Genomic DNA, 12,819 nt, shown 5'->3' with positions numbered 1-12,819 from the left:
GTGGTTAGGGGGAACTACTGCCGTTGGTGTTTAAATCCAGACTGTAGGTTAGAAGGTTAGTGTCAGAGGCTAGTGACCACTGTTGGCAGGTTGGTGATCAAAACTCAAGACTCTGGCGAGCTTCCACTGCCCATTTACTTTTTTCCAGAGGTGGGTGAACTGTCCACTCTCGCGTAACACTTCGCTGTTATCAGCATTTATGCCATAAAATTTATGTGTACCGCTTTGAATGGCTCCGTAGTTGTTCATTGGGAAAATTTTAACACTACCGCTAATGATTTCGCGGCGCGCTTTAATATCACTGCCAGATTTTTGTCGTTCACACATGCTGCTAATGCCATCGAGAAATTCACGTGCTGAGCTTGCGGTCTTACCCCACTTATCATGGTACATTTCAAAATCATCAGTGACGAGTTGACTCAGTTTGTTAATGTCGCAGCTATTGAAGACAGCATCAAACAGTTGTGAGTCGACAACGGAGATTTCCTTTTCTAATTCCTCTGTAGCTTGAGGGCCGGCAACGATGGGATGTTGCTCGGCGATTGCTGTGGGTATGAAAATTGACATGGCTGTAAACCCTAGAGCCATTAAATAATTTCGCACAATAAATTCTCCCTTTTTCTTTACTATCTTGCTTTTCACCAAACTGGTGGTCAGCTAAAAAAGTCCGGCCACCAGTTTGAAATTGATTTTATACGCTGCGGGTGGCGGTAGCCGGGGAGATATTGGCTGCACGTAGTGCTGGCGCCAGTGCAGCGGCGAGGCTGACAACCAATACCAATAGAGCACAGATAGCGAGCGGCAGTAGGGTTAATACCGGCTGGGAGTAATCGCGCACCATATACTGATTAACGATTAGGGCTGCGGCACTGCCCAGGGCTATACCGGTAGCGGCAATCAGACTGTTTTCAATCAGGAAATAGCGGCTGATATTGCTGCGGCTAGCCCCCAGTGCACGTCTAACACCTATTTGTTTGGCGCGTTGGTTAATCCAGAAGATTGTCAGGCCAACAATCCCCAGTGCTACGATAAAGCTGAGCGTGGCCGCAACAATAGATAACACTTTTATCATTAAGTTATCCCCTGCATAACTGCGAGCGACATACTCTGAGAGCACTCTGGTTTTAATGACTCTTTGAGGGTCCCTTTCAGAGAGTTTTTCTACTAAGGTCTTCAACACTTCATCGCGTTTGCCCGGTTCGGCGCGAACTAAATAATTGACGTCCTGAGTATTTCTGACAATGGGAAAAAAGGCCACATTACCTGCTTTTGACCAGTCGACCCAGGCGCCCAGATGCCGTTCGACAACACCAATAATTTCTATTGGATGGGACGTGTTGCCATCATAGAGGGGTTTTCCAACAGGATCTTGGTCTGGGTAAATTTTATCCGCGAACTGCTGGGTGATAACAGCGACATTGATATCCCGAATTTCACTCGGATCAAAATGTTGCATTTCAGCACTGGTAAAGTTTCGCCCCGCCACTAATTTTAAACCCAGGGTATTGATAAAGTTTGGGTCCGTATTATATCGGTTAGAAACCTCTCCGCCGACTTCCTGGTTAGGTTGAGTGTAAAAAGTGCCCGCGGAACCAGACCGGGATAAAGGCACCTGGTTAGTAACAGTTGCATCTTTGACGGAAGGTAGTTTTCGCAGTAACTCCAAATCAGAAGATACCGCTCCAATCATGTCGTAGTTATTGGGGATCGCCATTACGTTGATGGCAATGATCTCCTCAACGGCAATGCCAGTGGGCCTTTCTATTTTTGCAATACGATCTTTTACGATCACAACCGTGTTGCTGATAATTGCCAGTGTCAATGCAAGCTGCAGAGCGATCAGCAGGGCAGGTACTTTGTTACGCCAGAGGGCGGATAACATGGGTTTTAATTCAAGCATGACTCGTCCTTACTGGGTTTTCAGATAAATGGAGGGGTTAGTGCGACTGATACGCCAAGCTGGGTAAAGCCCTGCCAGCAGGCTTGCGATTAGCGCGAGTCCGATGGCTGCGATCACCATCACCCAATCCATCCTGGCGACGGTATCCAGTTGCCCCATCGCCAAATAACGGATTCCACTGATCCCTATAAAAGCGAGTAAAATACCGGCTATTCCACCGAGAATGCCGATAGTTGAACTTTCAATGAGGTGCTGGGTGAAGATGGCATTGCGGCTGGCACCAAGTGCTCGACGCACACCCGCTTCGGGCGCTTTGCGTAGAAACTTGGCGAGCAAGAGAGCTACCGCGTTGATGACGCAAACTAATAGGAAGGCCAGGGATACCCAGCCCAATACGCGATTGTCATCGCTGAGAACTTCGTTCAGAACCAGCCACTCGGAAGGTTTACTCAGAGCAAACTTCGATGGTCGCTCGAAGCGCCCCTGCTCCTTTTGTCTTTGAATGTACGCGGTTAGGAAGCTTTCGTACTCGGCTTTTTGTTCGCTATCACTGAGTTCAACCCAAAATTGAATCCAGACGCTCTCACTTTGTAGGAAACCCTCGTAGCCTTCGCCTTCTCCACCACTATCCCAGCCATTGGTATTTCCCCAGCTGTAAATTTCCAGCTTGCGGTGGAGGCCAAAAGGCACGAACAGGGATTCAACTTTTGCAAAGGAGCTATTATTGACATCGTAAACTTTGGGTGAGGGCTCCCAGGTATCAATAACGCCTATAACGGTAAAAGGCTGGCTATTTAATACGACGGTTTTACCAACGCTGTTTTCTCCAGAGAATAATTTTTCATTGGTAGCTTTGGATAGCACCACCACCTGCATAGGTGATTTGTCCGCACTCTTTTCCCAGGTGCCGCCGTAAATAAAAGGAACATCGAATAACCTGAAGAAATCGCGGGTGGTTACACGGATGTCAGCGGTATAAGGTCGGATTGCGGAATCTTCCAGTTCTACGGTGAAACCATAGCGGTGCATGGCTACCTGGCGGGTGGGGATATCGGAGCGCAGCAGGGCCTGGGCATCTTTATAGGTCAGCTGCCAGGGGATTTCGTTAGCGTTATCGTAGGCTTTATTAACATCCCAGCTATCGAGCTGTACGGCAAAGAGGACATCGTCTTTATGCTCAAGCGCGTTCTGCGACATCATGTAGTTGAGGGTGAGCACTGTCATAGAAGCACCCACCCCCACCGCGATGGCCGCGACCATCAGTGCGCTTAATATCGGTGTACTGCGCAGGCTGCGCAGAGCCAGGGAAATATAGTATCCAATCATTACTGCAGGCTCCTTAAGCAGTAGCGGCTTCAGGTTGCTCGGTGACCGGGCGCAGATCACACACCTGTCCATCCACAATCTGAATATTGCGATGCGCGCGGCGGGCCAATTCGGGATCGTGGGTGACCATCACGATAGTGGTGCCCCACTCATTGATAAACTCCAGTAGCTCCATAACCTGGCGGGCCATCAGTGAGTCGAGATTTCCGGTGGGTTCGTCTGCGAGCAGAAAGCGTGGTTCACCGGCCAGTGCTCGGGCGATGGCGATTCGCTGCTGCTGGCCGCCGGAAAGTTGCGCAGGCAGATGTTTGGCCCGGGCAGACAGGCCCACTTGTTCCAGGACCTTTTCGATGCGTTTACGGCGTTCTTTAGCGTTAAAGCCGCGGTAGCGCAGAGGAACATCAATGTTATCGAACAGGTTGAGATCGGGAATCAGGTTGAACCCCTGAAAAATAAAGCCGATTTTTTCATTGCGCAGGCGGGAGCGCTGGCGGTCACTCAGGTTGCTGACATCTTCACCATCCAGTAAATATTGGCCTCCGGTTGGGGTTTCCAGTAGCCCTGCGATATTGAGAAAGGTGGTTTTACCGGAGCCGCTGGGGCCGGTGACAGAGACAAATTCCCCTTCCTTTACTTCCAGGCTGAAGTCGCGCAGGGCGTGGGTTTCAATGGTGTCTGTGCGGAAACTCTTGCGGACGTTATGCATTTTAAGCATGGCGATGTTCCTTGTTTTTCACTGAATTTTTAAATCGTTGATTCATTGCGGAAGCAGAAAAGTCGTAGCTTGCGCGTGTTTACTGTCTGGTTTGGTTTACTCTTTCAGGGCAACCAGCTGGGCCCTCTCCAATTCTTCGGAAGCGGAGATAATGATTTGATCCCCCTCTTGCAGGCCGGAAACGATTTCCACTTGTTTCAGCCCCAATGCGCCAATTTGAATACCAACGCGTTCCGCCTGTTGTTGATCGTTCAGGCGAAACGCATAGCGACCGCCGCTCTGATCCAGGAAACCGCCGCGTTTCACCAGCAGCACATCATTGCGGTTCTCCAACAGCACACGGGCAGTGAGACGCAGGTTCTGACGCAGGTTTTGGGGCTGTCCCTCGCTAAAGCGCACACGGGCGATGACTTGGTTATCGATAACCTCGGGGGAAATCGCGGTAATTTCGCCGGGCAGTTCACGCCCTCCCAGATTGATGGCCACGGCCATATTCAGGCCCAGGTCGTCGGCGTAGTTTTCCGGCACGGCGGCTTCTAATTCGAAACTGGTGAGGTCCACGACGGTGATCAGTGGTGCATTGGCGGGCACTGCACTGCGCTGGGTGACGGCGAGGCTGCCGACAGTGCCGTTCACTGGAGAGAGAATCTGCAGTTCGCGCACACGGCGCTCCAGCTCCTCCACTTGTAGTTGTTGTTGTGACAACTGCAGCTCCAGAGTCTGGGTTTCAAAGGTGAGGGACTCTTTCTCCAGCTCTGCGTTTTGTACGGCCTGTTGGTATTCCAGCTGGGCGCGAGCCATTTCGTCCTTACTGCGCTCAAAGTCGAGCAGGGAGATAATCTGTTTCTCCATTGAGAGTTCGGAGCGCTTCAACTCCCGTTTGGCCGCGGTGAGATCGACCTTGGCCAGATCGGCTTTCTGCTGGTTCTCCATCTGTTGGCGCTTGGCCTGAATCTTCTGCCGTTGCAGCTGCACGCCGAGCTGGTTTAGTTGCGCCTTTTCCTGGGCCAGCTGGTTGGAAAGCTCGGGGCTGTCGACGGTGGCGAGGATCTGGCCGGCCTTTACGCTATCCCCGGCTTTCACGGAAAACTTCACGATACCCTGAGCGGGGCTGAACAGGGTGGGGCTGTTGGCGGCGACGACCTTGCCCTGGACCACTAGGTCGCGTACCAAATCACCGCGTTCCACTTGGGCGATATTGATGCGTGACAGAGAAAGGGTGTTATCCACCGAGCTGGTGCTGTGCCAGGCGTTGATACCCCAGGTGAGGAAAGCGGTGGCCAGGCCGAGGCCGAGGGTGCTCTTAATTACTTTTGGATTCTTCCACAGCGGCACGGCTTCGATTTTTGTATCTTGCCTGGAAGTGTCTCTGATCATCTCGCTTTCCATTTCTCTTTATCGGGGCTTTTGCTTTTCCACTTTGGATGCAAAATATTTTCTATTCGGATGCAAATCCAAAAATATTGGTTTTGTCGAGTATTTAGCAAGGGCTGTGCCAACTTTAAAAATGCTTATAACTCACTGATAAATAAGGATTTTTTCAGTTTCTGGAAGTGCGGGGCTTTTCCACGGGTGTCCGCAAAAAGTGTCCGCTGTCCGCTTTGTCCGCTAGCTCTATTGATGTCGGGGAAGAGGGATAAAGCTAGGACTGGGGAGATTGAAGACGAAGGTCGATCCGCTGAACCTTGGGTCTACAGTGGGGATTCATGCGGGGGAACTGTGCATGTGGTAGAGTGCGCGGCCTTTTTTTGATCAATTCAAATTTATTGCGTTTATGTTCCTTCCATCGCTGCTCTCATCGACCAAAGCCGACTGGTTCGGCAATATACGTCGCGACGTTCTCGCAGGCCTGGTAGTGGCCCTGGCCCTGATTCCAGAGGCGATCGCCTTCTCTATTATTGCGGGGGTGGACCCCAGGGTTGGACTCTACGCCTCCTTCTGTATTGCCGTGGTGATCGCCTTTGTGGGCGGTCGGCCGGGCATGATTTCCGCGGCCACGGGTGCCATGGCACTGCTGATGGTGACGCTGGTGAAGGAGCACGGCCTGCAGTACCTGCTGGCGGCGACGCTGCTCACCGGGGTACTGCAGATTATTGCCGGTTACCTCAAGCTGGGCAGCCTGATGAGCTTTGTGTCCCGGGCGGTGGTGACCGGATTTGTGAATGCCCTGGCCATTCTGATATTTATGGCGCAGATGCCCGAGTTGATTGGTGGCACCTGGGAGGTCTACGCCATGACCGCAGCGGGCCTGGGGATTATCTATCTCTTCCCCCATATTCCGGTGATTGGTAAAGCGGTGCCCTCGCCGCTGGTGTGTATCCTACTGCTCACCGCAGTGGCCGTGACCATGGGGTTGGATATTCGTACCGTCGGCGATATGGGCGAACTGCCGGATACTCTGCCGATCTTCCTCTGGCCCGAAGTGCCGCTGAATTTTGAAACCCTGCAAATTATCTTCCCTTATTCCGCTGGCCTGGCAGTAGTAGGTCTGCTGGAATCTCTGATGACGGCAACCATTGTCGACGACCTGACCGATACCAACAGCGATAAGAACCGTGAGTGTAAGGGGCAGGGAATTGCCAATATTGCTGCTGGCTCCCTCGGCGGTATGGCCGGTTGCGCCATGATCGGCCAGTCGGTAATCAACGTGAAGTCCGGCGGTCGCGGTCGACTCTCCACCCTGGTGGCCGGTATTGGCCTGTTGACCCTGGTGGTCTTCCTCAGTGACTGGGTGGCGGTGATTCCCATGGCAGCCCTGGTGGCGGTCATGATCATGGTCTCTATCGGCACCTTTGACTGGAGCTCCATACGCAACCTGAAACACTATCCGCTCTCCACCAATTTGGTCATGCTGGCCACTGTGATTGTGGTAGTGTGGACCCATAACCTGGCTTATGGTGTGTTTGTTGGGGTACTGCTGGCCGCGCTATTTTTTGCCAACAAAGTCAGCCACTTTATGTATGTAAGCAGTAAACTGGACGAGGCGCAGAGTCGTCGTACCTATAAAGTGATTGGGCAGGTTTTCTTTAATTCCGCCGATAAATTCACCGCATCATTCAACTTCAAGGAAGTCGTGGATACGGTAGTGATCGACCTCAGCCGCGCGCATTTCTGGGATATCTCCGCGGTGAACGCCCTAGACAAAGTAGTGCTGAAATTCCGTCGTGAGGGTGCCCAGGTAGAGCTGGTGGGGCTTAACCAAGCTAGTGAGACAATCGTCGACCGGTTCGGCGTACATGATAAACCCGAGGAAATTGAACGGGTTCTTGGAGGACATTGATGGCCGTAAGCAACAGCGACAATAACAATAACCTCTTTAGTAATGGTGCTACACCGCCGTTGATACTCTCCTGTATCGACGGCTCCCATTACACCGGTGCAGTCTGTGATTATTCGGCCTGGCTGGCCGATAGCCTGGGTGCGCCGCTAAAGCTGTTGCATAACATCGAACGCAGTGAGGTCCCTGCGGTAACGGACTTCACCGGTAGCATCGGCCTCGGCAGCCAGGAGGAGTTACTGGAAGAGCTGACCGCGCTGGAACAACAGCGCGCGCAGCTGCTGGTGAAACAGGGCAAACTGATGTTGCAGGCCGCGCGCAGTCGCGTTGAGGCTGCCGGTGTGGAGCAGGTAATGAGTTGCCAGCGACACGATAGCCTGCCCGAGTCCGTAGTGGAACTCGAGGATTCGATACGCGTGCTGGTGCTGGGTATTCGCGGCGAGGAGCACGCGGATTCCGAGCAGGGCCTGGGCGCACAACTGGAGACGGTGGTGCGTGCCCTGCACAAGCCGATTCTGGTGGTCAACCGGGAATTCCAGCCGCCCAAGCGCATTATGCTCGCTTACGATGGCAGCGAAGCCGCGCGCAAGGCGCTGTCGCTGGTGGCAGAGAGCCCGCTGTTCCGCCAGTTGTCCTGCCATCTGGTGAATGTGGGACCTGCGGACGTGGCGGAGAAACTGCTGGCCCAGGCCAGCGCTGAACTGGATGCCGCGGGGCTGGCGGTTACTGCCAGCCACCTGGAGGGCAATCCGGTCGAGGCTTTGATTGCCTATCAGGCCGAGCACCAGATTGATCTCACGGTGATGGGGGCCTTTAGCCACAATCGCTTGCGTGATCTGTTAATGGGGAGCATCACCGCCAAGATGCTGTTAAAAACCCGGCAACCCCTGCTGCTGTTGCGTTGATCATGGAAGCTCTGGGGTCGAGGCCTCAGAGCGCCAACACCGCCTCCCTGGGACTGGCGAACCAGCGCAGTGCTTCGGCATCTGCAGGCAGTTTTAATTCGCAGTAATGCGCCTCCAGCCGAGCTCGGCATAGCTCCTCCTTCGCAATGGCAAGGTAGTCGCTCAGTGTCCGCGGCGATTGTGGCTTCTCTTCTTCGTTTATTGCCCCTGCGAAAAAATCCATCTCTGCCAAGCTGACAACTGGGCCGAGTTTTTCTTGCTGGAAGCGCCAGACTCCTTGAGCCGTGTCGAAGGCGTAATAGGGCAGCAGCCTCCAGCCGTGCTGTGCGACCAGGGCGACAGCCTCTAGCAAGTATTCAAAGGTTTCATCGTCGATAAAATAATTGAAATTCAGCCGCACCCAGCCGGGCCGTAATAGTTTTTGCCCTTTTAGGATCTGTTCTTCCAGAGCGCGGCTGTGCTCCATATCAATGCCGAGCAGTGTGTGCCCATAGGGGCCGGCACAGGAGCAGCCACCGCGGGCCTGGATACCAAACAGATCGTTGAGTAACGCCACCACAAAGCCGTAGTGCAAGTCTTTGCCCTGCCAGAGAATGCGCAGTGAGGCGATGGAAAGGCGTGGCGCCTGCAGGTTACCGAGAATTTCGATATTTTCTTCAAGAGACCAGCGCTGCAGGGCACGGCGAATAAAATGCTCTTCACGCCTGGCAATTTCCTCGGTGCCCACCATCCCCTGCAGTTTGAAGACCATTCCGGCGCGAATGGACTCGACAATGGCGGGGGTACCGCCCTCCTCACAGCGCTCCGGATCATCCAGGTAGCGGTGATCCTGCGGGGTGACATAGAGCACCGTGCCCCCGCCGGGAGTCGCCGGTACAGAATTTTTTAGCAGCCGCTCGTGTACCACCAGGATACCGGGTGTACCCGGCCCGCCGACAAACTTGTGTGGCGAGATAAAGGCCGCGTCTTTATTCGCATCTTCACCATTGTCCCCAACTGCGCACATGTCGATCCCCACATAGGGTGCTGCAGCCGCATAGTCCCAGAAAGATAGGGCGTCGTAGCGGTGCAGCAGTTGGGTGACGGCCGTTACGTCGGTTTTAATGCCGGTCACATTGGAGGCGGCGGAAAAACTGCCGATCTTCACGGGACGCTCGGCGTAGGTCTGCAACAGGGATTCCAGGTTGTTTAGATCCAACCCGCCCTGCCGATTCAGGGGAATAGAAACCAGTTCGGCGATGCTTTCCCGCCAGGGCAATTCATTGGAATGGTGCTCGTAGGGGCCAATAAAAACTACCGGCCGCTGCTGCTGGGGGATTTGCTCCCGCAACTGGTGGCGCTTATCCAGGTCTGCAGGCAGACGCAAGTTGAGGATATCAATCAGCTTGTTGATCGCAGCGGTGGCACCGGAGCCGCAAAAAATGACCTTGTGCTCGGGGCCTGCGTTGACCGCGCGTCGAATCTCTTCCCGTGCCTCCTCGCGCAACGCACTGATCTGGGCACCGGTAAAGGAACTCTCGCTGTGGGTATTGGCGTAATAGGGCAGCACCTGCCGGCGGATGGCATCTTCGATAAAAGTCAGTGAGCGACCGGAAGCCGTGTAGTCGGCATAAATCAACGGCCTCGGTCCAAAAGGGGTGGGAATAGGCATGCGATCGCCGATAACAGATGCGCGAATGTGCTTGATAAGAGTGGTCATGATTCTATTCCCTGTTGTTTAGGGCCACTCTAGGTCTTTAGCAGTGAAACAATGTGCCTATTTGTATGGTTTTTTATCACAAACTCGAAACAACGTACCGTAATAGCAGTTACTAGGGATCATTGTGTTGATATTTAATTATTTAGTGAGACGATAAGCTATTTGGCGGCCAGTGTGGGGGCAGATATGGCAGCGGTGTTTAATCGGCAGGACAAACAGATTCTCCAGCTATTGCAGCGGGATGCGACGCTCTCTGTAGGAGATATTGCCGAGCAGGTGGGGCTTTCAAAATCCGCCTGCTGGCGGCGTATTCACAAAATGGAGGAGGAGGGCGTGATCGCCGAGCGGGTGACACTGCTGAATCCTCAAAAACTCAACTTGCCACTGACTGTGTACATCTCCATCCGCACCAATCAGCACAACGACCAGTGGGCTGCGCAGTTCGGTGAATTGGTGCAGGGCATCGCCGAAATACTGGAGGTGCATCGTATGAGTGGGGATCTCGATTACCTGATCAAAGCGGTGGTTACCGATATGCCCGGTTACGACCGCCTTTACAAGGAGCTGATCAAGGCCGATTTATTTGATGTCAGCTCCAGCTTTGTGATGGAGACCATGAAGCAGACTACCCGCCTGCCACTGACTTACGCTGGGGCGGTATGAGGGATCAGTGGCTGTGTCGGCTGCGCCACCACTGCAGAATTTTGGCTTCTCCCCGGGCCCGGTCCCCTTCAGGAACTCGCATACTATTGCGTATTTCTTTCCAAGTATTGGAGTTGAGCCATAGGTTCAGGGCCAGTGCAATCAACATCGCCACTATGGCCCCTAGGCCTGCCAACAACATATCTTTCTGCGCATCCCAAATATCCCCCTGTGAACCGAGAAAGGCGATACCCAGTTCCGGGGAGACGGTGCGTGCCGCTTGCCACTCGATAATTTCATAGATGGACGAAAGGGCGAAGGTGACGTCCACTGGGAAAAAGTAAGCCCAAAAACCGCGCAAGCCCGCCAGGCGGATCAATATCTCTCGCACCGGGTAGGCCAGTAATAAGCCAAAACTGAAATGTACCAGCCGGTCGTACATATTGCGCTCACTGCCGAGCCACTCGCCCATGGAGAAACCGAACGGTACCTCCGCGTAGGTGTAGTGAGAGCCGATGACATGCAGACACATAAACAGAGTGATGAGCGTGTAGGAAATCCTGGAGAGCGGAAATACCCGGGCGCTGAGCAAAATAACGGGTAGGGTTGCAAAGACCAGGTAGTTTTCCAGCAACCAGTCATCTGGATGCAGCGGCTGCCAAGCAGACCAACCCCAGGCTAGGGCGAAAACGGTCAGTAGAAACAGGTGGTACCAGTGTCGACGAAGACTGGACATAACTGCGGAATCCCCACTGCAGACAAGGTATTTCTGCGCCAGCATACACGATTGCGCGCCTTCTTGGATTCCTTGGGGTAACTCCTTTCACCCGGAGCTAGTGCAGGGCTGCTCGGTAGGGTAACGCCTGGGTAATAAGTGCCTCCTCATCGAGCAGCTGGGAAAGCCGTTCCTCCACCGCATGGCAGGGAAAATACTCCAGCGCCAACTCCACAAACAGTTCGTGGTGGCGAGCCTCGCTTTCGGTGATTACCCGGTAGAAAGTTTTCAGTGGCCCCTCCGGTAGGGCTTCGGCTACCAGGCCAAAGCGTTCGCAACCGCGCGCCTCGATAATGGCGGCGGTGAGCAGCCGGTCCATCAAGTATTCCTCCGGGCCGCGGCGAATCAGCCGGCGCAGGGCGTGGATATAGGGATCTTTCTCATCCGCTGCCTGATAGATGCCGCGTTCATGCATGATTTTGATGACCTGACGAAAATGGTTCATTTCCTCTAATGCCAGGTTCACCATGGCTTCCACCAGCAAGGGTTTGTCCGGGTAGTGGGAGAACATGGAGACGGCCATGCCGGAGGCCTTCTTTTCTGCAGCGGCGTGATCCTGCAGAAAACGGTTGAAATCCTTGAGCACTACCTCTGCCCAGGCCTTTGGGGTTTTATAACGAAGTTGCAACATGATGGATGACGGTAGCGACAAAGGGGCCAGTATACCGCCATCCATAGGAATAGCTTTCAGAGGGCTGAAGGAGACTTTAGCCGGTTAATCGGCGCTCGCGAAGCTCCCGCTCGTGAAGCGTGACGGTTCGCGCCTGCTCCAGGGTCATTCCGGCCTTGGCGTGAGGTGTGGGCTTGCCGTTAGCATCCAGTGCCACGAAGACAATCTGTTCCACTTGCACAATGAGTTGTTGGGTCTGCTTGCTGCGCACCTCACAGTGCACGGTCAGGGAGGTCTGGCCGATGCCAACCACCTCAAAGCCGAATTCCACGACATCGCCACAGCAGGCTGAGCTGACAAAGTCGATTTCTGACATGAGTTTGGTGACCAGCATGGGCGTGCCCATCTGGCAACCGGCAAAAATAGCGGCTTCTTCATCAATCCAGGCGAGAAGCTGACCGCCAAATAGGCGCTGGGCAGGATTCAGGTCGCCGGGTTTGACACAGTGACGGGAGTAATATTTCACGCTGACCTTCCTAACTTACTTTGGGTTTAACGCTTGATGGTAAGTATTTGCGCAGTGACCATTCGGGCTGGATGGTTCCAGTACTCAAACAGATAACTTCCGCATATAAAGTGTTTTGCACACAGCGTGCCAAGCCTGAGAAAGCTTAGTTGAGGCTTCTGGGTGAAACAGGCGCCTTATAAGGGATTTGGGACACAGCTCTGGCGCAAAAAAGATTTTAATGCGCAAAAATAGTGCGTTAAGTCACTTTAAGGGCGTTTGGCCACTTTGGCCGCTGCTAGGGAGGTTCTGGACAGCGGGAACGCCTGGAGGGAAAGGTAACTATGGGACTCCAAAGCCACAACCATTAGAATGCCGAAACGGTGTGACTCTGGCGTCGCTGTGCTTGTTTTATACCACCGTTTTCCCCGATGCGCACCTCGCGTATCTGTGATCAAAAAACCA

General features: G+C 53.6%; 12 protein-coding genes. 3 read left to right on the top strand and 9 right to left on the bottom strand.

All coding sequences use genetic code 11. The features are described 5' to 3' along the window. Positions 1–69 precede the first annotated feature (69 nt). The 5 genes from ACXAFI_RS15345 to ACXAFI_RS15325 form a co-directional block, all read right to left on the bottom strand. Positions 70–642: a nuclear transport factor 2 family protein gene (locus ACXAFI_RS15345; RefSeq protein WP_475109512.1), complete on the bottom strand. Its 573-nt coding sequence runs from the start codon at positions 640–642 to the stop codon at positions 70–72. Between the two features lie 49 nt (positions 643–691). Then, positions 692–1,900: an FtsX-like permease family protein gene (locus tag ACXAFI_RS15340; protein WP_475109511.1), complete on the bottom strand. Its 1,209-nt coding sequence runs from the start codon at positions 1,898–1,900 to the stop codon at positions 692–694. A 9-nt stretch (positions 1,901–1,909) separates the two neighbouring features. Further along, positions 1,910–3,226 (bottom strand): ABC transporter permease, encoded by a 1,317-nt coding sequence (locus ACXAFI_RS15335; protein WP_475109510.1) that lies wholly within the window; start codon positions 3,224–3,226, stop codon positions 1,910–1,912. A 13-nt stretch (positions 3,227–3,239) separates the two neighbouring features. Then, positions 3,240–3,941 carry an ABC transporter ATP-binding protein gene (locus tag ACXAFI_RS15330; RefSeq protein ID WP_475109509.1) on the bottom strand — a complete coding sequence of 234 codons (702 nt, stop codon included), beginning with the start codon at positions 3,939–3,941 and terminating at the stop codon, positions 3,240–3,242. A 96-nt stretch (positions 3,942–4,037) separates the two neighbouring features. After that, entirely contained in the window at positions 4,038–5,318 is a 1,281-nt protein-coding gene (locus ACXAFI_RS15325) for an efflux RND transporter periplasmic adaptor subunit (protein ID WP_475109508.1), read from the bottom strand. Between the two features lie 397 nt (positions 5,319–5,715). On the opposite strand from ACXAFI_RS15325, the gene ACXAFI_RS15320 reads away from it, so the two are divergent. Together ACXAFI_RS15320 and ACXAFI_RS15315 are read left to right on the top strand one after the other, a co-directional pair. After that, positions 5,716–7,221, top strand: coding sequence for a SulP family inorganic anion transporter (locus ACXAFI_RS15320; RefSeq protein ID WP_475109507.1), 1,506 nt, complete (start codon positions 5,716–5,718; stop codon positions 7,219–7,221). After that, positions 7,221–8,123, top strand: coding sequence for a universal stress protein (locus ACXAFI_RS15315; protein WP_444921109.1), 903 nt, complete (start codon positions 7,221–7,223; stop codon positions 8,121–8,123). Before ACXAFI_RS15320 ends, ACXAFI_RS15315 begins: the two co-directional genes overlap by 1 nt. 25 nt (positions 8,124–8,148) lie before the next feature. Here ACXAFI_RS15315 and ACXAFI_RS15310 read toward each other — a convergent pair whose 3' ends face one another. Further along, the gene (locus tag ACXAFI_RS15310; RefSeq protein ID WP_475109506.1) at positions 8,149–9,822 is read right to left on the bottom strand and encodes an aminotransferase class V-fold PLP-dependent enzyme; all 1,674 of its coding nucleotides are present in this window, start codon (positions 9,820–9,822) and stop codon (positions 8,149–8,151) included. A gap of 186 nt (positions 9,823–10,008) precedes the next feature. Between ACXAFI_RS15310 and ACXAFI_RS15305 the strand changes: the two genes are divergently transcribed. Next, entirely contained in the window at positions 10,009–10,485 is a 477-nt protein-coding gene (locus ACXAFI_RS15305) for an Lrp/AsnC family transcriptional regulator (protein ID WP_475109505.1), read from the top strand. A gap of 4 nt (positions 10,486–10,489) precedes the next feature. Here the strand turns inward: ACXAFI_RS15305 and ACXAFI_RS15300 are convergent, their stop codons facing one another. The 3 genes from ACXAFI_RS15300 to ACXAFI_RS15290 form a co-directional block, all read right to left on the bottom strand. Continuing rightward, a complete protein-coding gene (locus ACXAFI_RS15300; RefSeq protein WP_475109504.1) occupies positions 10,490–11,200 on the bottom strand; it encodes a DUF2238 domain-containing protein in 711 nt (236 codons plus the stop codon). Positions 11,201–11,297: 97 nt separating this feature from the next. Continuing rightward, the gene (locus tag ACXAFI_RS15295; protein ID WP_475109833.1) at positions 11,298–11,870 is read right to left on the bottom strand and encodes a MiaE family protein; all 573 of its coding nucleotides are present in this window, start codon (positions 11,868–11,870) and stop codon (positions 11,298–11,300) included. Between the two features lie 76 nt (positions 11,871–11,946). Next, the gene (locus ACXAFI_RS15290) at positions 11,947–12,375 is read right to left on the bottom strand and encodes an acyl-CoA thioesterase (RefSeq protein WP_152451639.1); all 429 of its coding nucleotides are present in this window, start codon (positions 12,373–12,375) and stop codon (positions 11,947–11,949) included. Between the last annotated feature and the right edge of the window lie 444 nt (positions 12,376–12,819).

It is taken from the genome of Microbulbifer sp. ABH2_005 (genome assembly GCF_056160005.1).
This window is presented reverse-complemented; position numbering and strand designations above follow the sequence as displayed.